Below are 20,539 nucleotides of genomic sequence, written 5' to 3'. Positions count from 1 at the left end.
GGTCAGTAGCTGCTGTCGCTGCTGGCGCCGGTCGCGACGGCCACGATGATGATGACCACGTAGCCGAGGATCACCAGCGCGATAAGCCCGGTCAGGACCCAGCCGACGATGATCGCAGCCTTCGCCATGCCCTCGCCGGCCTCGCCGGTGAGCCGGATCTGTTTCTGGGCCACGTGACCGAGGATCGCCCCGACCGGTGCGGTGAGGCCGCACGAGAGGCCGATCAGGGCCAGCACCAGCGCAGCGATGGCCGTCCCGTTGGTCTTCTGCGGGGGCGGGTAGCCGTACCCGGCGTACGGCGGCGGGTAGCCGGGTACCGCGTACCCGGCAGGGGGTTGATTCGGGTCGGCGTACGGTGCGACCGGCGCGTACGGGTCTGCCGGGCCGGGCTGGGTGGGCACCGACGGACCGGCCACCAGGGTCGGGTCCGTCTGTGGGGTCGGCTGCTGGCTCGACCGGGTGGGGTCGTTCCAGTCGCCGGACGGCGGGGGATAGGTCATTCGATCTCTCCGTCAGGTCGGGTGCGCCCGTCAGGGTAGCCAGCACCACACAAAACCGATGCCCCCACTACCGGGTGCCGCGTTGCTCGGGCCGATCCGACCGGGCAGGATCTCGGCATGGCATTCGACGCGCGCGCCGCGGACCGTTCCGGCAGTCGACCGAGACGGGACGTCAGCCGCCCGGGCGCGGCCCGACGCGGTCGGGCGACGACGCCGGCCGGGGCTCCCGGCCCGGACGAGCCGGTCGCGCTCGCCGACCCGGTGACCATGCGGCTCGACGGGCGGGTCGCCCTCGTGACGGGGGCGGGCAGCCCGGACGGCATCGGGTACGCCACGGCCCGCCGGCTCGCCGACCTGGGCGCCCGGGTGGCCATCGTCTCCACCACCCGCCGCATCCACGAGCGGGCCGGCGAGCTGGGGGTGACCGGCTTCGTCGCGGACCTGACCGACGAGTCCGAGGTCGGCGCGCTGGCCGACGCGGTCGCCGAGCAGTTGGGCGACGTCGAGGTGCTGGTCAACAATGCCGGCCTGGCCAGCCGGGCCAGCCAGGGTGTGCTGCGGCCGGTCGCGCAGCTCACCTACGACGAGTGGCGTGGCGAGATCGACCGCAACCTGAGCACCGCCTTCCTGTGCAGTCGGGCGTTCATCGGCGGGATGGCCGAGCGGGGCTGGGGGCGGATCGTCAATCTGGCGGCCACCGCCGGCCCGGTCAACGCTCTGCCCACCGAGGCCGCCTACGCCGCGGCGAAGGCCGGGGTGGTCGGGCTGACCCGGGCGTTGGCCATGGAGATGATCGCCGACGGGGTGACCGTGAACGCGGTGGCGCCCGGCACCATCTACACCGCGGCGTCCACGATGGCCGAGATCAAGCAGGGTCTGGGGACACCGGTCGGTCGCCCCGGCACTCCGGACGAGGTGGCCGCCGCGATCAGCTTCCTCTGCTCGCCGGCCGCGTCGTACATCACCGGCCAGATGCTGGTGGTCGACGGGGGCAACAGCGTGCGCGAGGCCCGGTTCCGCTGACCGGGCCGGTCCACCGTCGTCCGGTCAGTACCCGCTGCTACGGCCGGTGTTGCCGAAGATGACCAGGGCCAGCCAGCCGCAGCAGGCCAGCAGGACGATCCCGGTGAAGACGTAGCCGAGGATCAGCCCCCAGGTGGCCAGCTGGTCGCCGTCCTCACCGCTGGTGCGGATCTGCCGCTTGGCCAGGTGACCGAGGACGACGCCGGCGGGAGCGAACACGAAGGCGAACACCAGCGACAGGATCGCCAGCACGTTGGTGCCCCGAGCTGGCCCCGGCGGCGGGCCGTACTGGGCGTAGGGACCCTGCGGGGCGTACGGCGGCTGCTGTGCCCAGTGCCCCGTCTGGTGCGACCCCGGCTGTCCGTACGGAGGCTGGCTGTACGGCGACGGGTCGTCGGCCGGCGGCCCGTACGGCGAGCGTTCCGGCGGCGGCCAGGTGGGCGACTGGTCCTGTGGCGGGTACGGCGGCTGACCGGGTGGCGGCGGCGCGTAGGGCGACTGGTCCCGAGGCGGCTCGTACGGCGATGGTGGCGGCTCGGCCCCGGGCGGTCCCGACGGCGGTGGGTCGCTCACGGCTGTCCTCTCCTGCCGATGCCGGAAAAGTCCCTCTTGCCGGACGCTACCCGTAGCGGTGAACCTTTTCACAGCGGTTGTGTGGACTGGTCACCTTGGCCTCGCTGGCCCGGAGGCCGATACTGACCCAGCGTTCAGTTACCCACGAGTAGTGCGCTGATCTTCGGAGGCTGAGATGGCCCGACTCGCCCAGACGCCCGGCCTGACCGATGTGCAGCGATCGATCCTGGAGACCGTCCGGGAGTTCGCCGACAAGGAAATCATTCCGCACGCCCAGCGGCTGGAGCACGCCGACGAGTACCCCACCGACATCCTCGACGGGATGCGCGAGATGGGGCTGTTCGGCCTCACCATCGACGAGGAGTACGGCGGGCTCGGCGAGTCGCTGCTCACGTACGCGCTCGTGGTGGAGGAGCTGTCCCGGGGCTGGATGTCGATCTCCGGCATCGTCAACACGCACTTCATCGTGGCGTACCTGATCTCGCAGCACGGCTCGCCCGAGCAGAAGGCCCGGCTGCTGCCGAAGATGGTCACCGGCGAGGTGCGCGGCGCCTTCTCGATGTCCGAGCCGGAGACCGGCTCCGACGTCTCAGCCATCAAGTCCCGGGCGGTGCGCGACGGCGACCGTTACGTGCTCAACGGGCAGAAGATGTGGCTGACCAACGGCGCGTACTCCTCGGTGGTGGCCACCCTGGTCAAGACCGACACGGGCGCCGAGTCGGTGTACGGCAACATGAGCACCTTCCTGCTCGAGAAGGAGCCGGGCTTCGGCGAGACCGCGCCGGGGCTCACGATCCCCGGCAAGATCGACAAGATGGGCTACAAGGGCGTCGAGACCACCGAGATGGTGCTCGACGGGGTCACCGTGCCCGACTCGGCGATCCTCGGCGGCGCCGAGAAGGTAGGCCGGGGCTTCTACCAGATGATGGACGGCATCGAGGTGGGCCGGGTCAACGTCGCCGCCCGCGCCTGCGGCATCTCCATCCGAGCCTTCGAGCTGGCGGTCAGCTACGCCCAGCAGCGCAAGACCTTCGGTCAGCCGCTCGCCAAGCACCAGGCGATCGCCTTCAAGCTCGCCGAGATGGGCACGAAGATCGAAGCCGCGCACGCCCTCATGGTCAACGCCGCCCGACTCAAGGACGCCGGCCAGCGCAACGACGTCGAGGCCGGGATGGCCAAGCTGCTCGCCTCCGAGTACTGCGCCGAGGTGGTCCAGGAGGCGTTCCGCATCCACGGCGGCTACGGCTACTCCAAGGAGTACGAGATCGAGCGGCTCATGCGGGAAGCGCCCTTCCTGCTCATCGGCGAGGGCACCTCGGAGATCCAGAAGACCATCATCTCGCGGGGCCTGCTCAAGGAGTACAAGCTCTAAGGCGAGCGCAGCTTCCCCCCGTTAGCGTCTCCGTTGACGATGTTCCTGACCACTGCGGCCCTGCCACGTCGAATCGGGTCTTCAAAAACCTTTGCTGCGCTCGCGGTGCCGAGAGGCTCGTCGCTGAGTGGGCGCGGCCGTCTGCGTAGTGCCGTGGAGGAACTCCCTGCCCCGCTGCAGCACATGTTCAGTGACGAAAGCGTCCTTGGCGAGTTTGTCGAGCAGCAGCACCCGCTTCGAACGGTTCGCTCTCTCGTACTCGGCCTGAATGAGGCGCAGCAGTTCCCTTGCCACGCCGGTACTGAAATCGGCCTCGGCCAGAGAAGCGACATCTCGTGGCTCTGGCTGCTCGTGGCCGGTCAGGACCATCCCCAGCAGCATCGCCAAGTGGTACTGGAAATCCTCAACGATGCCGATCCCGCCATCGACCACCAAGAAGTCTCCCGCAGCCCGCAAGATCTTGACACAGGCGTAGTAGGTGGGAAGCTCCCGGTCGGGAGCGAATACCTTTTCGTAGATACCCGGGTCGAATATTTTGCTTGGACTTGAGCGGGCGATGTGTGGCGTTTGCACAAGGATGCTCAGAACTGCCTGCCCCATCTGGTCGATGGAGACGATCTTGTCGACCGGCATGCCCTGGTTGAAGTAGTAGCGCCTCCGTCGCTCGTAGTAGAGTCCTTTGCTGCCCAGGTATTCCTCGATGTGACGCTGCACCTGATCTGTCGCACGCAGGGTACTGGGACCGAATGCGGTCTGACTGTTCGTGGCGCGGATGATTCGTTCCCGTGCGGCGTTGTCCTGTGCCTCGATCACCTTGACAAGCACGCTTCTTCGGTCCGTTGAGGAGTTCGATGATCGCCGCTTGTATATTTCCCAAGATGTCTGTAACCCGTTAACGATCTGTGGTGATTTGAGTTCGAGCATCTTGTTGGCTGGCTGCACCTTCTCGGCGACGATTGTCACCCCATTGTTCAGCCACCAAAAGTCCTCAGCCGGGTCGGGCTGTTCCAGAGTGTCCTGGATACTCTGATTGACTGCGGTTTCGCCCTCGTAGTCACGCACATTAGCCTCGAAGAGCGGCGAGTCGAGTTCCCCGGACCGGCCGGTGATGAACTTTTCGTAGTCGGCGAGTCGCACGACTGCGACGTATCCGCCCTCCATGTCTGTGGAAATCGGGTTCTCGGCCAGAATCAGCTTTCGGGTAATGCTGGTCGCGTGTCGAGCGAGGTTGCTGATTTCTACGGCGCCGAGAAACCGTACCTGCGGCTCGCAGGCAGCGAAGAGCTGGGAGAGGCAGTGTTCAAGTTCCTTTGCCTTGCGTTGAATGCCTGGATGCACCTCTTGCGCTCGTAGCGCGGCAAAGACCACGTTGATCTGTAATTCAGGCAGTTCCAAGGCTCGGTACGTCTCCAGGAAACGCCGGGTAACCTCAATTAGTCGGGGATTGGCAGACTGGGCCAGCGTCGCCTCGTCCCGGCCGAAAGTCAGTAGCTTCGGGAGACTGACGAGTAGCTTGTCGATCGGAGGCTCGGTGAAGCCGGCGGTATTTTTCGTCTGGGTGATCACCAGTTCGAGCCGGGTCCGTCGCCCAAGCATGCCCAGGGGCGTATCGTCGCGTACGCACATCGAATTGGCGAACAGGTGGATCGCGTCGATCCCGCAGTCGCCCTCTCCGTCTACGATCCCACTCAGTAGGTCATCGTGGCCAAGACTGAAGTTCTGGCGCAGATAGTGCTTCGCCACGAAGAACGTGTGGTGTTGGGTCGGGTCCATATTGGGAGCAGATCTGCGACGATCCTGCTCCAGCATGGTCTCGAGAAGAATGACATCGTTCAGGCCCATGACGCTCGCATTCCTCGACAGCAGCGGTCCGCCCTGGCTGTCCCGTGTCGACACAGAGGACGGCACCGGAAGCCTTCGGCAGTAGCTGCCTCAGACTGCGTCGTTCTTCTTGTTGGGGTCATCGTGCTGTCGGGTTTGCGACAATACCTGCCACGACAGTCGAACTAATTCGGTAAATACTTAACTGAACAGCCGATCGACGCTGCCCATTCTTTCGTTGATGTGGCCGCCTACGCCGACGCAGTGTCGGTCTGCCGCTCAGCGGCCATTGTGGCCACCTCCGCCGGAGTGCAGCATTGGTGTCGCTGGTGATCGGACAACAGCGACGACGTCACGATGCGACGGGAGTCGCGGATGAGGCCGGCTGCCCGCTCTTGCCAGGCCCGCGACCATGGGCTCAGCGCAGGCGGGTCAGGCCCGCCGCGGCGCGTTCGACGATCAGACAGCGGTCCTCGACGTAGTCCATCCCGGCCGCCTCGGCGATCTGCCGTGCCTCAGCCGAGACGATGCCCAGCTGCAACCAGACCGCCGGGGCGCCGATCGCTGCCGCGTCCCGGACCACCTGCACGGCGTCGGCCGCCGGCCGGAACACGTCCACGAGGTCGACCGGGTGCGGGATGTCGGCCAGCGTCGCGTACGCCCGCTCCCCGAAGAGTTCGTCGACGGTCGGGTTGACGGGGATGATGCGCCAGCCGTACTGCTGCATCTGCAACGGCACGCCGTGCGCGGCCTTGGCCGGATCACGGGACGCGCCCACGACGGCGATGACGGCGGAGTCGGCGAGGATCTGCTGAGCGGTGCGCACCCGCCGACTGTAGCTCCGCCCCCGGCTAGAGCAACGTCAGCTGTTCCGCAGCCGGCGGTGGCTCGGGCAACTGCCGGTTGTCGCCCTGCTCGGCACGGTGCAGCCCGTGCCGACGGGACGCGATCCGCACCCGCGCGGTCAGCTCCCGCTGGTACGCCTGCGGGGCGTAGGAGCCGGCCCGGTAGAGCTCGCGGTAGCGCGGCACAAGGTGCGGATATGCCTGGGCCAGCCACTGCGCGTACCACTCGCGAGCACCGGGTCGCAGGTGCAGGGCCAGTGGGGTCACGCTGGTCGCCCCGGCGGCGGCGATCGCCGACACGGTGGCGTCGATCGACTCGTCGCTGTCGCTCAGCCCCGGCAGGATCGGGGCCATCAGCACCCCGACCGAGAAGCCGGCGTCGGCGAGCGCCCGGACGGCGTCCAGCCGGCGGCGCGGGTGCGGCGTGCCCGGCTCGACCGCACGCCAGAGTTGCTCGTCGACGAAGCCCACCGAGAACGAGATGCCGACCGAGGTCACCTGGGCGGCCTCGCGCAGCAGGGGCAGGTCCCGAAGGATCAGCGTGCCCTTGGTGAGGATCGAGAACGGGTTGGCGAAGTCGCGCAGGGCACCGATGATCTGCGGCATGAGCCGGTAGCGGCCCTCGGCCCGCTGGTAGCAGTCGACGTTGGTGCCCATCGCCACGTGCGCGCCTCGCCAGCGCGGCGCGGCCAGCTCCCGCCGGACCAGCTCACCCGCGTTGACCTTGACGATCACCTTGCGGTCGAAGTCGGCCCCGGCATCGAGATCGAGATAGGTGTGAGTGTTTCTCGCAAAGCAGTTGTGGCTGACCACCCCGTCGGCGATGAAGTCCCCGGTGCCGGTGGTGATGTCCCACAGGGGTAGCTCCAGCCCGAGCTTCTGAATGTCGACCACCCTGAGAGCAGTTTGATGCTTCAAGGCGACACCCTCGATCGAGCGCTTGCGAGTGATGGCTGGGTCGGTCAGGTGGAAGAACCGGAGCCGGGCGGCGAGGCCCCCGGTCAACCTGATCTGCCGCACGCGGTTAGTTAGGCCAGGGTCCTCGCGCACACAGGTAAACCCGAACCGATGCAATGCCTCCGTCGTCTGGTCGAGGATGGCGTCGTCGCTGTTGCTGATGCGCAGAATGCCCTTGCTGCAACTGCCCTCGGCATCGAAGATTCCGGCCAGGAAGCCGAGCCGCCACTCGTCGCTGGGGCTCAGTGGCCATTGGATCAGCGCGGTGATGCTCTCGACGTCCCGCTGCTTCGAGGTGCGGATGGCGGACATCGCTCGCCGCGTGGCGCTCGCCGCCGCGAACACGAAGCGCGTCGTTGCAACGCCCTCCTCAGCTAGGTAACGCTCACTTCGGGTGAGCGCCTCATCGTCGATCAGAGCCAACCGGAAGCGGTGCAGGACCCCGGACGAGTACGAGTAGCTGCCAAGGTTTGCATCCCCCCGGACCATGCCACAGAGGTAGCCCCGCCGGTAGTCGGGCGACTCCTTTGGCCCGGCTGCGAAACGGCCTGTGCCGATCAGGCGATTGTTGGTGGTCAGGTAGGGGCGCTGGCCCGCGCCCTGCATGGCCCCGGTGACGTGCTTCCAGCCGCGATCGGAAAGGAACCGGTGGTCGCCGCTGGCGATCAACGTGGTGCCATCCGTCAATGTGACTCGGTATGCGGGCTTCACGGTGGACCACTTGTCTAGCACGGTGGTGACGACGTATCGGCGGTACGCGCCGCGTCGCTCGGTCCCATAGATGCGTTCGCCGGGCTCCAGCTTGCTGATCGGCTTGGTGCGCCCGTTCGCCATGAGGATCGGGGTGTCGCCCGACACGCAGTAGACGCAAGCATGAGAGCAGCCCCGGTACGGGTTGATCGTCCACTCGAACGGGACGCGGGACTGCCCGGGCACCCGGTTGAGGATGGACTTGGCCTGCACCTCGTAGAAGGTCATCCCGGCGAACTCCGGGGTGTCGAAGGTGCGGGCGACGGCGCTGGGCAGCGCCAGCGGCAGGGGTGGCGTCGCTGGCGCTGCCCGCTCGGGATCTCCCTCAACCGGGGGAGCGGTGAGGTTTTCCCAGCGCATGAGCACTATTCGAACACGTGTACGAGCGCAGCGCAAGTGACCCGCCGGACACCCGTGCGCGATCGGGTGATCGAGAGAGGATGATGGGCGCCATGGAGAGGTCGACCTTCGTCTACGACGGTGACTGCGCGTTCTGCACCCAGTGTGCCGAGTTCATCGCGCGCCGCATCCCCACGGGCGCGCGGGTGGTGCCCTGGCAGTTCGCCGACCTGGCCGCGCTCGGCCTCACCGAGGTCGAGTGCGAGGAGGCCGTGCAGTGGGTCGGTGCGGACGGCTCACGCGCCGCCGGCCCGGACGCCATCGCCAAGCTGCTCGCCGACAGCGGCCCGCTCTGGCGGGTGGCCGGGGCCGGCCTGCGGTTCCCTCCGGTGCGTGCGGTTGCCTGGCCGGCGTACCGCTGGGTGGCGCGCAACCGGCACCGGATGCCCGGCGGCACGGCAGCCTGCGCCCTGCCTCAGGAGGCCCGGGAGCGGCTTTACGGCCCGGCCGGTCGCCCGGTCACCGAGGGCTGACCACCGGGCACCGCGCCCTCCGCACCGGTTCCGGCTGGGGCCGGTGCCGTCTCCCCGCTGCCCGCTGCCGAGGCCGCCTGCGTATCGGCCCCTCGCGGGTCCGACTCCGTGTTTGGCAGCGCGGACCCCTCCGGGTCGGGCGCGGAACGCCCGACGAGGCGACGGGCCCACACCAACGGGCGGACTCGCTCCAGCGGCAGGAAACTGGTCATCGCCGCCAGGTGCGGGGCGAACGAGATGGTGATGGTCGCGATGGTGACCAGGTGGAACGAGTAGAAGAAGCCGACCATCGCCAGTCGCCAGCGGGCCGGCAACAGGAAGACCACCGGGGTGAGCAGCTCGAATGCCACAATGCCGAACTGGGCGACGATCAACAGGTACGGCACCTGGGCGATCAGGTCCGCCAGGTCGGTGCCGCGCCGGATGATCGCCCGGGCCAGCACCGAGCCGGTCAGCCAGTCGAGACCGCCGAAGCGCAGCTTGGCCCAGGCGGCCAGGAAATACGTGCAGATCACCGCGATCTGGGTGACCCGCAGCGCCCAGCCGCCGGCTTCCGTGCGCGTGCTGTCGCCGTGTCGGGCCCGTCCGGCGGTGGGCAGCACGGCCAGCGCGACGAGCAGTCCGAACCGGTCGTGGTCGACCTTGCCGTAGCTCATCGCGATGATCATCCACTCGAGGTACAGCGCGCAGACCGCCCAACCGAGCAGCCGGGGCGCTCGCCCGGTCGCGGCGAGCAGGCTGATCAGCAGCAGCGCCCAGAAGATCACCGCTACCAGCGCCGGGGTGGGCGTGGGCAGTGGCAGCACCCGGCCGATCAGCAAGGGCTCGTACAGCGCACCGGGAACGCCGGCTCGGGTCCGCACCCAGGGCGTGAAGATCACCAGGTCGGCGGCGACGAAGAGGTAGATCAGGGTGCGGAAGGCGGCCACCCGACCGCGGGGCACCGGCTCGGTCAACCAGCGGCTCATCGGGGTGCCTGCCAGCGGACGACGGTCTCGTCGGTGTGTCGGCCCGTCGGGCGGCCGGCGCGGATGCCGTGCCAGCGAATGACGATGCGGACCTCGACCAGCTCGGCGGCGCCCGGGTGGCGCTCGGCGTACGCGTCGGCGACCTCGCGGAGCAGCGCCGGATCCTCGGCGTAGCGGCCCTGCTGGCCCTCGATCTCGGCGCGGCGGATGCCGGTCGCGTCCTGGCCGAGGTCGATCACGGTGCCGGCGCTGTCGACCCCCTCCACGCGGGTGTCCGGCGCGGGCTCGTTCGGCGGGTTCGAGGTGGCGTACATCCGGAACGGGCCGAACGGGAAGTCGTCGTCAGCGCCCCAGAGGGTGCCGACCAGCAGCAGGGCGAGGCCGAGCGCGGTCGCGCCCAGCCGGGTGGCCCGCCCGCGGGTGGTGAGGTTCTCCATCGGGTCGTGACGATACGGGATGAACGCCGAAGGCCGAGCCCGCACCGGGCCCGGCCTTCGTGCCGTCCTGAGACGGCTCAGTGGTTGTGCTCGGCCAACTGCTTACGGACGTCGTCCATGTCCAGGGCCTCGACCTGCTCGATCAGGTTCTCCAACGCGGACTCGGGGAGAGCGCCGGGCTGGGCGAAGACGATGACGCCGTCGCGGATCGCCATGATGGTCGGGATCGACCGGATGTCGAACTTGGCGCCCAACTCCTGCTGGGCCTCGGTGTCGACCTTGCCGAAGACGATGCCCGAGTGCTTCTCCGAGGAGCGCTCGTAGACCGGGGCGAACCGCTTGCACGGACCACACCAGTCGGCCCAGAAGTCGACCAGGACGATGCCGTCGTTGCCGGTCACCTCGTCGAAGTTCTCCGAGGTCAGCTCAACGGTTGCCATTGCACTCTCCGATCACCGCGGTTTGTCTACGTCCCGTAGAACCAGGGCTGACCGTATCGAATTCCCGTGCGGTCGGGCGTGAAACGTGCTCCGGGCTGCTCAGGGGTACCGACAGTCATCGACCCGTGTCTGTTCGTCTCGACCTGCGGAACGCAAATGCATGTCGCACTTGCGTGACCTGCCGTGATGGGAGCGTTTCCATAGAGATCCACTCGATTGAGCGCTACGAATTGGTAACTTGGGCCTTGACGAGGAGGTATCCGGCCTGGGGAGATCGCTGATCAACTCATGTTTCGTCACTGAGGGTAGTGTTACAAAAAGATAAATGTGACCCGGGTCTCTGTTGAACCTACGCTTGCGTAGGGCAGAATCGTCCGCATCAGAGCGTGGGCGGCGGGTGCCGGGGAGGGCCCCGCCGCTCATTGCGTCTCCCCCCAGAGTGACCGGTGTGACATTTCCGCCGGGCTCGATCCCCGCCGGTCGCCTTAACCGCCGGTAAGGCATGCTGTGCCGAACTCCATCGCCGCCCGTCGAAGGGGACCAGGATGCAGTTCGGCCGTTACTACGAGGAGTTCGAGGTCGGCGCGGTCTACCGGCACTGGCCGGGCAAGACCGTCACCGAGTACGACGACCACCTCTTCTGCCTGCTCACCATGAACCACCACCCGCTCCACCTGGACGCGCACTACGCCGAGACGTCCAGCCAGTTCAAGCGGAACGTCGTGGTGGGCAACTACATCTACTCGCTGCTGCTCGGCATGTCGGTGCCGGATGTCAGCGGCAAGGCGATCGCCAACCTGGAGGTGGAGTCGCTGCGGCACGTCGCGCCCACCTTCCACGGCGACACCATCTACGGCGAGACCACGGTCCTGGACAAGCGGGAGTCCGGCTCCAAGCCCGACCGCGGCGTGGTGTCGGTGGAGACCCGGGGCTACAACCAGGACGGCACGATGGTCTGCGTCTTCCGCCGCCGGGTCATGGTCCCCAAGCGGGAGTACGCGGCGAGCGCCGTCGGCGAGGGCGTCGACCCGGAGCGGCCCAGCTTCCCGGAGCCGCGCTGAGCGGTACGCCGGGCTTCGGGCTCCTTCCCGCACCACGTTCTGGTGGGGAAGGGGCCCTTTTCCCGTTTCGGGGCATATGCTGACGCCGGAGGTTCCGATGAGCCACTCCGTCGCCGGAGAGCCGCCCTCTACCGGTCGCCGAGCCGCACCCTTGACCACCGCTGTCTACTCCGTCGCCGAGTGGGACCTGCTCACCAGCCTGCCCGGTCGGGTTCTCGTGGCCGCCGCCGCGCCCGGCGCCGGTCAGCCGGACCGGGGTGTCGAGGCGGGTCTCGCCGGCCTGGACGCGGTGGCTGCCGGCCGGGCCTCCGACAGTGATCTGGTCCGCGCGGTGGTGTCCGCGATCTACGCCCGCCACGACGGCGCCCCGCCACCCGCCGAGCGGCTCACCGATCTGGTGGACCTGCTGGCCGCCTGTCGGGCGACGGTTCGCGTCCTGCATCGGCGTGCCGACCCCGCCGACTCGGCCGCGTACCGCCAGTGGGTGCAGTCGGTCGCGGCCCGGGTCTGCCGGACGGCGCCCGCCACCGGCGAGCGCTCGGCGGGTGGGCCACCGAGCCCGGTCGACCGGCGTCTCCTCGACCGGCTCGGCGACGCGCTCGGGCTGCGCTGACCCGGTAGGCCGCCGCCGCGTGCGCCGGCCGGACCCGTACCCTCTGATGACCGTGACCGACGACCAGCTTGAGGTGGGTGTGGGCCCCTGGCCGGGGGACCCGCCGGACGACCCGCGCTACGACCCGCAGCTGCTGGCCGAGGGGGACCGGCGCAACGTGGTCGACCGCTACCGCTACTGGCGGCACGACGCGATCGTCGCCGACCTCGACCAGCACCGGCACGTCTTCCACGTCGCCATCGAGAACTGGCAGCACGACTTCAACATCGGCACCGTGGTCCGCAACGCCAACGCGTTCCTCGCCGCCGAGGTGCACATCGTCGGGCGTCGACGGTGGAACCGCCGCGGCGCCATGGTGACCGACCGCTACCAGCACGTCCGGCACCACGACACGATCGAGGAGTTCGTCGGGTGGGCGGCCGGACGACGGCTGCCGGTGGTCGGCATCGACAACCTGCCCGGCTCCCGGCCGCTGGAGACCGTCACCCTGCCGCGGGACTGCGTCCTGCTGTTCGGGCAGGAGGGGCCGGGGCTCTCCGAACCGGCCCGCGCCGCCTCCGAGCAGCTCTGTTCCATCGCCCAGTACGGCTCCACCCGGTCCATCAACGCGGGTGTGGCCAGCGGCATCGCCATGCACGCCTGGATCCGTACACACGCCGGGCCGCCGCCGGACTGACCCGCGCGTCGGTGCCGAATCGGGCGGTCCGGCTTGACGTGCCGCCGGTCCGGGGTGACGGTGGGGATGTGAGTGTCGCGGTGAGTTGTCCGAGATGCGGGGGCCCGGTACGGGCGCCGGATCTGATGCACACCGAGTCGAGGTGCCTGCTCTGCGGCCCTGTGCCGCCGCTGCACGTGCCCGAGCACATCGGAGCGGAGATCGTGGCGAGCGTGGTGGAACGGATCACCGCGACCGCGGGTCCGCCGGGCATGCCGCTGTGGTGCCCGTGGCCGCTGCCGCTCGGCTGGACCCTCACCGGCGTGGCGTACGCGGGGGACGACCGCTCCGGGGTGCGGGCCACGGCGGTGGCCTGCGCCGGCCCCGCGCCGCTCGGTGGAGGCCCAGCGGATCTGGTGTTCGTGGCCGAGGAGCCGGGCGTGGGCCTGGGCACCCGGCTCGCCGGACTCGCCGGCCCGGACCCGGGGCCGGAGTTGGCCGATGCGCTGACCGACCCGGGGCCCGGCCACCCCGAGCACGTCGGACAGGCCAAGATCCGGGTTGGCGGGCATCCCACTCCACTGTGGCTCGTGAATTCTCCGACGGATCGAAGCGCGTACGCCGGCGAAGCTCGGGGAATGTGGCTCCATGCGATAGCCTGGCCGGCGAGTGCGGGTCACCTGCTCGCGGAAGATGTCGTGCTACACGACCTGACCGAGTGGACACCGCCCGAGCTCGTGTACGGCGCACCGTCTCCGTACCTGCCCGGGAGAGCTTGACAACTCTCCCGAGTTAAAGGAGAACGGTCGCAGATATTCACTGTACGACACCACACTGATACTCTGGGTGCCGCTGCGGTAATGGGACCCGGCGCCGCGCGAGAGGATGGCCCGCCATGGTCAAGAAGGTCCTCACCTGGGCCGGAATCGCATTCTTGATCTTCTTCGTCGCCTACCGGCCAAACTCGGCGGCGGATGTGTTCAAGTCGCTCGGCGGCGGGATCATGGATATTGCCCAGGGGTTCGGCGACTTCTTCACCAGCCTCGTCGCCTAGCCGTCAATGGGCAGCCCCTCCGGTCCACCCTTCGACCCGGACGATCCTGACCGGGCGCGTCGCGAGCGTGACACCGAGCCGATCCCACGGATCGGTCCGGATGACGGCCCTGGCTACGGGGCCGGCGCCGGCCTGTCCGACGGTCCGTCCCTATCGGACGACGTCGGCTTCGGCGACGGCCCCGGCTACGCCGGCGAGGGTCGGTCCGGTCGAGCGTGGATCCGTGACCCAGAGGCCGGCTACCAGCCGCCGCAGATCTCCGAAGACGAGCTGGCCGGGCTGCGCGCCGACGCCACCGGCGCGGCACCCCGGCGGGTGCTGCCGCTGGAGGACGAGCCCAGCTCGCTGGTCGCCCGCTACCTCTTCCCCACCGAGCGCTACCGGGGTGAGTGGAAGCGGCACTGGGTCCATCTCACCACCCCGCTGCTGATCGGTGTCGCGGCGACCTTCGTGCTCGGCTACCTCTCCGGCTTCCTCGCCGGGCAGAACGTCGGCGCGTTGACGACCATCGCCGTACTGCTGTGGTTCGCGGTGATGGGCTGGGTGGCCTGGAAGGTCGCGGACTGGTGGTATGACCGGTTCATCCTGACCAACAAGCGGGTCATGGTGGTCAACGGCATCGTCACCCGCAAGGTGGCCATGATGCCGCTGGTCCGGGTCACCGACATGAAGTACGAGCAGACGCCCACCGGCCGTGCGCTCAACTACGGCACCTTCGTGCTGGAGTCCGCCGGCCAGGAGCAGGCGCTGCGCGAGATCAAGAATTTGCCCAACCCGAACGAGCTCTACCTGCGTGTGGTCGAGGAGATGTACGAGCCGCAGGCAGTCGAGGCGCGGCTCGGCAAGGAGGCCGACGAGGCCAAGGCCGACGACGGGGCGTGAAAGTTTTCGTCCGAACATCGGAGCAAGTGCGCACCTTTCGTCATGGACCGGACCGCCTCTGACGTGGCACTCTGCCAGGACGGCTTGGGTGCGGAGGTGGGCGGTGGCGAGCAGGGACCCCTTGGAGGAGGAGTTTCGCGAGTTCGTCGCGGCTCGCTCCCCCGCCCTGCTGCGCACCGCGTACCTGCTCGCCGGCGACTGGGCCACGGCCGAGGATCTGCTCCAGACGGCGTTGACCAAGACGTACCTCGCCTGGAAGCGGCTCGGGGGGATCGAGGCCGTCGAGCCGTACGCCCGGCGGGTGATGGTCAACACCTCGACGAGCTGGTGGCGGCGACGTTGGCACGGTGAGCGCCCCACCGAGGTGCTGCCCGAGCGGGCCGGCGTCGACGAGATCGAGCAGCAACTCGACCGGGACCTGCTCTGGCGACACCTCCGGGAGCTGCCCAGCCGGCAGCGGGCGGTGTTGGTGCTGCGCTACTACGAGGACATGTCGGAGGCGCAGACCGCCGCGATGCTCGACATCTCCCCCGGCACCGTGAAGAGCCAGGCGTCCCGAGCGCTCTCCACGCTGCGTCGCCGGATGGGTGCCGAACTGCCGGACCTACCCGTCGGCGCGGCTCCCGCCGACTCGGCTCCGGCCGGGCCCGCTACGGCGCGCCGACCGGTGCGTTCCGCCGCGCCCGGCCGTACGCCCGGCGCCGACGAGGCCGGAAACGTACGCCGGCCGGTCGGCGGTTCCGTGCCCAGGCCGGCCGTGCCCCGCCCGCTCGACCCGTCGCCCACGGTCGCTCCGGCCGTGCCCGCCGCCCCGCTGGCCGACCAGCCCGTCGCCCCGCCGGCCGACCAGCCCGTCGCCCCGCCGACCGTGCTGCCCGCCGCGCAGCCGGCCGTACCCGTCGGCACCGGCGCCGGGAAGTTGCGGTGAGCGCATCCCGCGGCCGGTCCGACAACCTGACGGGCACCCCGCCGCGTTCATACGAGGTGCGACCTGACGAGCTGGAAGGGGCGGTGCGGGAGACTCTCTCGCACCAGGTCGCTGTCACCCGCCCGCTCAGTGCCGACCCGGCAGGCCAGGCCATCCGCCGGGCGAACCGGGTCCGGCGTCGGCGCGCCGGCGTCGGCCTCGCCCTCGCGGCGGCCACCACCGTGCTGATCAGCGCCAGCGTGGCGCAGCTCGGGGGGCACTCCGGGCGGCCACCGTCGCCCATCGTGGTGATCGGTGACCCGTACTCGTCCGGTCGGCCGATCCCGTCAGCCTCCAGTGCCGCCCCCGCTCCCGCGCCCGGCACCTCGCTGGATTTCCTCGTGAGCGGGGCGTTGACCAGCGCGGACGGCGAGCGGCTGCCGCTGCCCGGCATCGGGCCGGCCGAGCACGCCCACCTGCTGCCCGACGGCGCCGGTTGGCTGGTGGTCGGCGCGCCGACCGCCGCCGGCCGCTCCCTCTGGGTGGCGCAGCGCGACGGGCTGGTGCAGGTGCTGCTCGCCGGTGCGGGCCCGATCACCATCGCCGCCGACGGGCGCCAGGTCGCCTGGCGCGACGGCAGCGGCCTGCTCATGGCGGGCGTGGTGGGCACCCAGCTCATCGGTCCGGTGCGCACACCCGCGCCGGTCGACGCGGTGCCGGTCCGGTTCGTCGGCGACAGCGTGCTGGTCCGGCTCGACCCAAACCGGCCCGGTCACACCCTCTGGCAGCCGGGTGTCGGTGAGCTGACCACGGGTGCCGACCGGAAGACCCTCAGCGTCTACGGCGCACTGCCCGACGGCCGGCTCGTCGGCCAGGTCTCCGGCGCTGACCCGCGCCAGACCTGCCTGGCCCTGCTCGACCCGCAGCGCGACCTGCGGCCGGTACGCACCGGTTGTGGTCCCGAGCTCAGCCCGGACGGAGTCGGCGGGACCTCTCCCGACGGCCGGTGGCTGCTGGTCAACGGCACTGTCGGCAAGGCCGGCCGGTCCCTGCTCGTCGACCTGGGCCAGCTCGGCTCGGACGTGACCGCCCTGCCGGTTGGTCCGTCGATGGTTGGCACGGTGTCGTGGACCACCGACTCCGCCGCCACCTACATCGACGGCGAGGGCAAGCTGGTCCGGGTGGACGTCGACCGGGTACGAGCGGGCCAGCCGGCTGCCCCGGCCCCGGTGCCCGGTGTGCAGCCGGGGGAGCGGCCGGTCCTGGTGACCGGCTCCTGACCCCGACCGGGTCGGGTCCGTCGGTGGGCGTGCACGGGTCGGCTGCGGTCCCGGTCCACGGTTCTCGGTAGCGTCATGAAATGACCTCGCGTACCGGCCCGGCCCCGCGGATCGACCTGCACGCCCACTCGACGGCCAGCGACGGCACGCTGAGCCCGGCCGAGCTGGTCCGCGCGGCCGCCGAGGCAGGGCTGGACGTGCTGGCGATCACCGATCACGACACCACGGCCGGCTGGGCGCCGGCCGTCCGGGCGCTGCCCCCCGGGCTGCGCCTCATCCGGGGAGCCGAGCTGTCCTGCCGCTGGTCCGGCACGCGATCGGCGGTGGCGCTGCACCTGCTCGCGTACCTGTTCGACCCGGACCACCCGGAGCTGGTCGCCGAGCTGTCCCGCGTCCGGGCCGCCCGCGAGGAGCGCGGCGAGCGGATGGTCGCGCTGCTGCGCGCCGACGGAATCGACGTGAGCTGGCCCGACATCCTGGCCCGAGCGGGCGGCGGCACGGTGGGCCGTCCGCACATCGCGCAGGCGTTGATCCGAGCCGGTCTGGTGGTCGACACCCGGGAGGCGTTCGGCCCAGCGTGGTTGGGCGAGCGGTACCGGCTGCCCAAGGAGGACATCGACGTGTTCCGGGCGGTCCGGCTGGTCCGGGCGGCCGGCGGCGTGCCGGTCTTCGCCCACCCCCGAGCCACCCGCCGCGGTCGGGTGGTGCCCGACGAGTTGATCGCCGAGCTGGCGGCTGCCGGGCTGGCCGGACTGGAGGCGGACCACGAGGACCACAGCCCGGCCGAGCGGGAGCACGTACGAGCGCTCGCCGCCGAGCTGGGCCTGCTGGTCACCGGCTCCTCGGATTTCCACGGCACCCACAAGACCGTCCAGCTCGGCGCCTTCAGCACCAGCGTCGAGGCGTACGAGCGGATCGTCGCCGAAGGCGTGACCGAGGTCGCTTCGGGCTGATCCGGGTTTCCGCCCGCAACGGCGCGGCTAGTTTGATCACGTGGACCTGAAGCTGTTCGGCGAGGTTTTCGTGACCCTGCTGGTGATCACCGACCCGCCGGGCATGGTGCCGATCTTCCTCGCGCTGACCGGCCCACTGCCGGCCCGCGACCGCAACCGGGCAGCCTGGCAGGCGGTCGCGCTGGCGCTCGGCGTGATCGTCGTCTTCGCGGTGGCTGGGCAGAACCTGCTCGACTACCTGCACGTGGACCTGCCGGCCCTGCAGGCGGCCGGTGGGCTGCTGCTCGTCCTGGTCGCCCTGGAGCTGTTGACCGGCAAGACCGACGGCCCGAGCCCGGACGCCACCTCGAACATCGCGCTGGTGCCGCTGGGCACCCCGCTGTTGGCCGGCCCGGGCGCCATCGTGGCCACCATGCTCTTCGTCCAGCAGGCCCACGGGTTGGGCGACCACACCGCCATCGCCGCGGGGATCCTGGCCGTGATGGTCGCGGTCTGGATCGTGCTGCGATTCTCCGGCGGCATCGTGAAGATCCTGCGTCCCGCCGGGATCGAGGTGCTGACCCGGATCGCCGGCCTGCTGCTGGCCGCGATCGCCGTACAGCTCATCGCGGACGCGGTGGCCGCCTTCGTACGGCACTACCTGAACGCCACCTGACCCGGGACACCCGCGATGTCGGGGGTGGATGGCAGGATCGCAGGCGTGCGACGAGCTTCTTCAGCCGGACGACCCGCCGCTGGCGGCCGGGCTCCCAGACAGCGTGACGGCGGCGCCGAGCAGCTCGGCTTCGAGGGCATGCCGGAGCGGCTGTTCGTCTGCACCCCGAGCAAGCTCGGCGCGTACGCGGACTGCCCACGCCGCTACCGCTACTCCTACGTCGACCGGCCGGCGCCCCCGAAAGGCCCGCCGTGGGCGCACAACTCGCTCGGCGCCAGCGTGCACACCGCCCTGAAGAACTGGTATGCGCTGCCCGCCGACCGCCGTCGCCCCGAGGCGTTGGCCACCCTGCTCAAGGGCACCTGGGTGCGCGAGGGCTACCGCGACGACGAGCAGGAGCGGGCCGCCTACCGGCGGGCGCTGGGTTGGCTGGAATCGTACGTCGACACGCTGGAGCCGGAGGCTGACCCGCTCGGCGTGGAACGGGTCGTCGCGGTCAAGACCGCCGTGCTGGCCTTCAACGGTCGCGCCGACCGGATCGACTCCCGCCCCGGGCCGGAGGGCCCGGAGCTGGTCATCGTCGACTACAAGACCGGCCGCACCGGCATGGACGCGGACGACGCCCGGGGCTCCCAGGCGCTGGCGCTCTACGCGTACGCGGCCGAGCGGGTGTTCCGCCGACCGTGCCGTCGGGTGGAGCTGCACCACCTGCCGACCGGTACGGTCGCCGGGCACGACCACACCGTCGAGTCGCTGGCCCGACAGCTCACGCGTGCTGAGCAGACAGCTCAGGACATCATGGCTGCCGAGCGGGCGGTCGCCGACGGCACCGATCCCGACGAAGCGTTTCCCGTGGCACCCGGCCCGCGCTGCGGCTGGTGCGACTACCGGCGCAGTTGCCCGACCGGGGCGCAGACACCGGGTAAGGAGCCGTGGGCGGCCGTCGACCGGGCCACCGACGGCTGACCTCTGGCGACAGGCCGCGCTCAGCCGGCCAGCGGGCTGGCGGCGAGGCGCTCGGCGCGCTCCTTGGCGGCCTGCAACAGCGGCCCCTCCCGATAGCGACGGGGCACGGCGCCGAGCGCCAGCCGTAGGGCACGCACGGTCAGGTCCGCCGACAGTGCGGTGGTGGGCAGGCCCAGCCCGCCGTACATCCGGCGGGCCCAGGCCGGCAGCATTGCGAGGGCGGTGCCGGCGATGCCCAGGTACGCCCAACGCGGCGGGCCGAGGGTGAGCCCCAACCGGGCCGGCAGGCTGAGCTTCCACGGCAGCGGCGGAGCGGTGAGGAAGAGCGCGGTCTCGGCGGCCTCCCGCGTCATCCGCAGTTCCGGCCGCACCCCGCGGTAGTACGCGGCAATCTCGTCGGCGGTGCCGGGGACGGTGGCCGGGTCCAGACCCACCAGCGCGGCGGAGCGGCGCTGCTCGGTGTAGTAGCCGTCCACCTCGGCGTCGGTGAGTGGCAGGCCAGCCCGCCGCGCGGTGCTGAGGAACGACTCGACCTCGGTGACGTGCACCCAGCGCAGCAGATCCGGATCGTCGATCCGGAACTCCTCGCCGCTGAACGGGTCGGTGGCCCGCAGCCGGGCGTGCAGCCGGCGCAGTCGCGACCCGGCAGCCTCCGCCTCGGCGGTGGTCCCGTAGACGGTGGTCGCCACGTAGGTGGCCGTACGGACCAGACGGCCCCAGGCGTCAGTGCGGTAGTTGCTGATCTGCGCCACCCCGGCCATCGCCCGTGGGTGCAGCGCCTGCAGGTAGAGCGAGCGCAGGCCGGCGACGATCAGGATCGGCTCCTCGTGCACCTTCCACGTGACCGAACCCGGACCGAAGAGGCCGAGGTCATCGGAGTCCACCGACCAAGAGTGCCACGGCGGGACCCGCCCGCACCGGGCGCGGCCGGCGGCGACGCGGATTTGGCTGCGGT

General features: G+C 70.2%; 23 protein-coding genes. 14 read left to right on the top strand and 9 right to left on the bottom strand.

Features of this window, described 5'->3' with window-relative positions:
- Positions 1–2: 2 nt before the first annotated feature.
- Positions 3–500, bottom strand: a complete 498-nt coding sequence (locus tag V6V47_RS15040) for a DUF4190 domain-containing protein (protein WP_334628814.1) — start codon at positions 498–500, stop codon at positions 3–5.
- A gap of 117 nt (positions 501–617) precedes the next feature.
- On the opposite strand from V6V47_RS15040, the gene V6V47_RS15035 reads away from it, so the two are divergent.
- Positions 618–1,523 carry an SDR family NAD(P)-dependent oxidoreductase gene (locus V6V47_RS15035; protein ID WP_334628813.1) on the top strand — a complete coding sequence of 302 codons (906 nt, stop codon included), beginning with the start codon at positions 618–620 and terminating at the stop codon, positions 1,521–1,523.
- 24 nt (positions 1,524–1,547) lie between these two features.
- On the opposite strand, the gene V6V47_RS15030 is transcribed toward V6V47_RS15035, so the two are convergent.
- Positions 1,548–2,096, bottom strand: coding sequence for a DUF4190 domain-containing protein (locus V6V47_RS15030; RefSeq protein WP_334628812.1), 549 nt, complete (start codon positions 2,094–2,096; stop codon positions 1,548–1,550).
- A 175-nt stretch (positions 2,097–2,271) separates the two neighbouring features.
- Between V6V47_RS15030 and V6V47_RS15025 the strand changes: the two genes are divergently transcribed.
- Positions 2,272–3,468 carry an acyl-CoA dehydrogenase family protein gene (locus V6V47_RS15025; RefSeq protein ID WP_334628811.1) on the top strand — a complete coding sequence of 399 codons (1,197 nt, stop codon included), beginning with the start codon at positions 2,272–2,274 and terminating at the stop codon, positions 3,466–3,468.
- A gap of 81 nt (positions 3,469–3,549) precedes the next feature.
- On the opposite strand, the gene V6V47_RS15020 is transcribed toward V6V47_RS15025, so the two are convergent.
- The 3 genes from V6V47_RS15020 to V6V47_RS15010 form a co-directional block, all read right to left on the bottom strand.
- The gene (locus V6V47_RS15020) at positions 3,550–5,310 is read right to left on the bottom strand and encodes an AIPR family protein (protein WP_334628810.1); all 1,761 of its coding nucleotides are present in this window, start codon (positions 5,308–5,310) and stop codon (positions 3,550–3,552) included.
- 397 nt (positions 5,311–5,707) lie between these two features.
- A complete protein-coding gene (locus V6V47_RS15015) occupies positions 5,708–6,115 on the bottom strand; it encodes a CoA-binding protein (RefSeq protein WP_334628809.1) in 408 nt (135 codons plus the stop codon).
- Between the two features lie 25 nt (positions 6,116–6,140).
- Complete coding sequence (locus V6V47_RS15010) at positions 6,141–8,201, bottom strand: intein-containing Rv2578c family radical SAM protein (RefSeq protein ID WP_334628808.1); 2,061 nt, start codon at positions 8,199–8,201, stop codon at positions 6,141–6,143.
- Positions 8,202–8,293: 92 nt separating this feature from the next.
- Here V6V47_RS15010 and V6V47_RS15005 point away from each other — a divergent pair, with 92 nt between their 5' ends.
- Positions 8,294–8,713 carry a thiol-disulfide oxidoreductase DCC family protein gene (locus V6V47_RS15005; RefSeq protein WP_334628807.1) on the top strand — a complete coding sequence of 140 codons (420 nt, stop codon included), beginning with the start codon at positions 8,294–8,296 and terminating at the stop codon, positions 8,711–8,713.
- Here V6V47_RS15005 and V6V47_RS15000 read toward each other — a convergent pair.
- The 3 genes from V6V47_RS15000 to trxA all read right to left on the bottom strand — a co-directional run bounded on the left by V6V47_RS15000 (position 8,677) and on the right by trxA (position 10,558).
- Entirely contained in the window at positions 8,677–9,681 is a 1,005-nt protein-coding gene (locus V6V47_RS15000) for an HTTM domain-containing protein (RefSeq protein WP_334628806.1), read from the bottom strand. The genes V6V47_RS15005 and V6V47_RS15000 overlap by 37 nt on opposite strands.
- Positions 9,678–10,118: a hypothetical protein gene (locus tag V6V47_RS14995; protein WP_334628805.1), complete on the bottom strand. Its 441-nt coding sequence runs from the start codon at positions 10,116–10,118 to the stop codon at positions 9,678–9,680. Before V6V47_RS14995 ends, V6V47_RS15000 begins: the two co-directional genes overlap by 4 nt.
- A gap of 77 nt (positions 10,119–10,195) precedes the next feature.
- Positions 10,196–10,558 carry a thioredoxin gene (gene trxA, locus V6V47_RS14990; protein WP_334628804.1) on the bottom strand — a complete coding sequence of 121 codons (363 nt, stop codon included), beginning with the start codon at positions 10,556–10,558 and terminating at the stop codon, positions 10,196–10,198.
- Positions 10,559–11,103: 545 nt separating this feature from the next.
- Between trxA and V6V47_RS14985 the strand changes: the two genes are divergently transcribed.
- The 11 genes from V6V47_RS14985 to V6V47_RS14935 all read left to right on the top strand — a co-directional run bounded on the left by V6V47_RS14985 (position 11,104) and on the right by V6V47_RS14935 (position 19,584).
- Positions 11,104–11,619 carry a MaoC family dehydratase gene (locus tag V6V47_RS14985; protein ID WP_334628803.1) on the top strand — a complete coding sequence of 172 codons (516 nt, stop codon included), beginning with the start codon at positions 11,104–11,106 and terminating at the stop codon, positions 11,617–11,619.
- Positions 11,620–11,695: 76 nt separating this feature from the next.
- Positions 11,696–12,232 carry a hypothetical protein gene (locus tag V6V47_RS14980; RefSeq protein ID WP_334628802.1) on the top strand — a complete coding sequence of 179 codons (537 nt, stop codon included), beginning with the start codon at positions 11,696–11,698 and terminating at the stop codon, positions 12,230–12,232.
- Between the two features lie 52 nt (positions 12,233–12,284).
- A complete protein-coding gene (locus V6V47_RS14975; protein ID WP_334628871.1) occupies positions 12,285–12,908 on the top strand; it encodes a TrmH family RNA methyltransferase in 624 nt (207 codons plus the stop codon).
- Positions 12,909–12,919: 11 nt separating this feature from the next.
- Complete coding sequence (locus V6V47_RS14970; RefSeq protein ID WP_334628801.1) at positions 12,920–13,666, top strand: DUF6758 family protein; 747 nt, start codon at positions 12,920–12,922, stop codon at positions 13,664–13,666.
- A gap of 116 nt (positions 13,667–13,782) precedes the next feature.
- Positions 13,783–13,941, top strand: a complete 159-nt coding sequence (locus tag V6V47_RS14965; RefSeq protein ID WP_007455302.1) for a hypothetical protein — start codon at positions 13,783–13,785, stop codon at positions 13,939–13,941.
- Positions 13,942–13,947: 6 nt separating this feature from the next.
- On the top strand, positions 13,948–14,823 hold the full coding sequence (locus tag V6V47_RS14960) for a PH domain-containing protein (protein ID WP_334628800.1): 876 nt from the start codon (positions 13,948–13,950) through the stop codon (positions 14,821–14,823).
- Positions 14,824–14,926: 103 nt separating this feature from the next.
- Positions 14,927–15,751 (top strand): SigE family RNA polymerase sigma factor, encoded by an 825-nt coding sequence (locus tag V6V47_RS14955; protein WP_334628799.1) that lies wholly within the window; start codon positions 14,927–14,929, stop codon positions 15,749–15,751.
- A gap of 83 nt (positions 15,752–15,834) precedes the next feature.
- Positions 15,835–17,010, top strand: coding sequence for a hypothetical protein (locus tag V6V47_RS14950; RefSeq protein ID WP_334628798.1), 1,176 nt, complete (start codon positions 15,835–15,837; stop codon positions 17,008–17,010).
- 80 nt (positions 17,011–17,090) lie between these two features.
- Positions 17,091–17,963 carry a PHP domain-containing protein gene (locus V6V47_RS14945; RefSeq protein WP_334628797.1) on the top strand — a complete coding sequence of 291 codons (873 nt, stop codon included), beginning with the start codon at positions 17,091–17,093 and terminating at the stop codon, positions 17,961–17,963.
- A 40-nt stretch (positions 17,964–18,003) separates the two neighbouring features.
- Positions 18,004–18,618 carry a MarC family protein gene (locus V6V47_RS14940; protein ID WP_334628796.1) on the top strand — a complete coding sequence of 205 codons (615 nt, stop codon included), beginning with the start codon at positions 18,004–18,006 and terminating at the stop codon, positions 18,616–18,618.
- Between the two features lie 138 nt (positions 18,619–18,756).
- Positions 18,757–19,584: a RecB family exonuclease gene (locus tag V6V47_RS14935; RefSeq protein WP_334628870.1), complete on the top strand. Its 828-nt coding sequence runs from the start codon at positions 18,757–18,759 to the stop codon at positions 19,582–19,584.
- Positions 19,585–19,604: 20 nt separating this feature from the next.
- On the opposite strand, the gene V6V47_RS14930 is transcribed toward V6V47_RS14935, so the two are convergent.
- A complete protein-coding gene (locus V6V47_RS14930) occupies positions 19,605–20,468 on the bottom strand; it encodes an oxygenase MpaB family protein (RefSeq protein ID WP_334628795.1) in 864 nt (287 codons plus the stop codon).
- Positions 20,469–20,539: the final 71 nt, after the last annotated feature.

Origin of the sequence: Micromonospora sp. CPCC 205539 (genome assembly GCF_036906815.1) — a bacterium.
Taxonomy (GTDB): Bacteria; Actinomycetota; Actinomycetes; order Mycobacteriales; family Micromonosporaceae; genus Micromonospora.
This window is presented reverse-complemented; position numbering and strand designations above follow the sequence as displayed.

Bases quoted from the DNA above. Each gene is read 5' to 3' on its own strand.
- V6V47_RS15040 (WP_334628814.1), bottom strand. From the start codon at position 500: ATGACCTATCCCCCGCCGTCCGGCGACTGGAACGACCCCACCCGGTCG.
- V6V47_RS15035 (WP_334628813.1), top strand. From the start codon at position 618: ATGGCATTCGACGCGCGCGCCGCGGACCGTTCCGGCAGTCGACCGAGA.
- V6V47_RS15025 (WP_334628811.1), top strand. From the start codon at position 2,272: ATGGCCCGACTCGCCCAGACGCCCGGCCTGACCGATGTGCAGCGATCG.
- V6V47_RS15020 (WP_334628810.1), bottom strand. From the start codon at position 5,310: ATGGGCCTGAACGATGTCATTCTTCTCGAGACCATGCTGGAGCAGGAT.
- V6V47_RS15010 (WP_334628808.1), bottom strand. From the start codon at position 8,201: ATGCGCTGGGAAAACCTCACCGCTCCCCCGGTTGAGGGAGATCCCGAG.
- V6V47_RS15005 (WP_334628807.1), top strand. From the start codon at position 8,294: ATGGAGAGGTCGACCTTCGTCTACGACGGTGACTGCGCGTTCTGCACC.
- V6V47_RS15000 (WP_334628806.1), bottom strand. From the start codon at position 9,681: ATGAGCCGCTGGTTGACCGAGCCGGTGCCCCGCGGTCGGGTGGCCGCC.
- V6V47_RS14995 (WP_334628805.1), bottom strand. From the start codon at position 10,118: ATGGAGAACCTCACCACCCGCGGGCGGGCCACCCGGCTGGGCGCGACC.
- trxA (WP_334628804.1), bottom strand. From the start codon at position 10,558: ATGGCAACCGTTGAGCTGACCTCGGAGAACTTCGACGAGGTGACCGGC.
- V6V47_RS14985 (WP_334628803.1), top strand. From the start codon at position 11,104: ATGCAGTTCGGCCGTTACTACGAGGAGTTCGAGGTCGGCGCGGTCTAC.
- V6V47_RS14980 (WP_334628802.1), top strand. From the start codon at position 11,696: ATGCTGACGCCGGAGGTTCCGATGAGCCACTCCGTCGCCGGAGAGCCG.
- V6V47_RS14965 (WP_007455302.1), top strand. From the start codon at position 13,783: ATGGTCAAGAAGGTCCTCACCTGGGCCGGAATCGCATTCTTGATCTTC.
- V6V47_RS14960 (WP_334628800.1), top strand. From the start codon at position 13,948: ATGGGCAGCCCCTCCGGTCCACCCTTCGACCCGGACGATCCTGACCGG.
- V6V47_RS14945 (WP_334628797.1), top strand. From the start codon at position 17,091: ATGACCTCGCGTACCGGCCCGGCCCCGCGGATCGACCTGCACGCCCAC.
- V6V47_RS14935 (WP_334628870.1), top strand. From the start codon at position 18,757: ATGCCGGAGCGGCTGTTCGTCTGCACCCCGAGCAAGCTCGGCGCGTAC.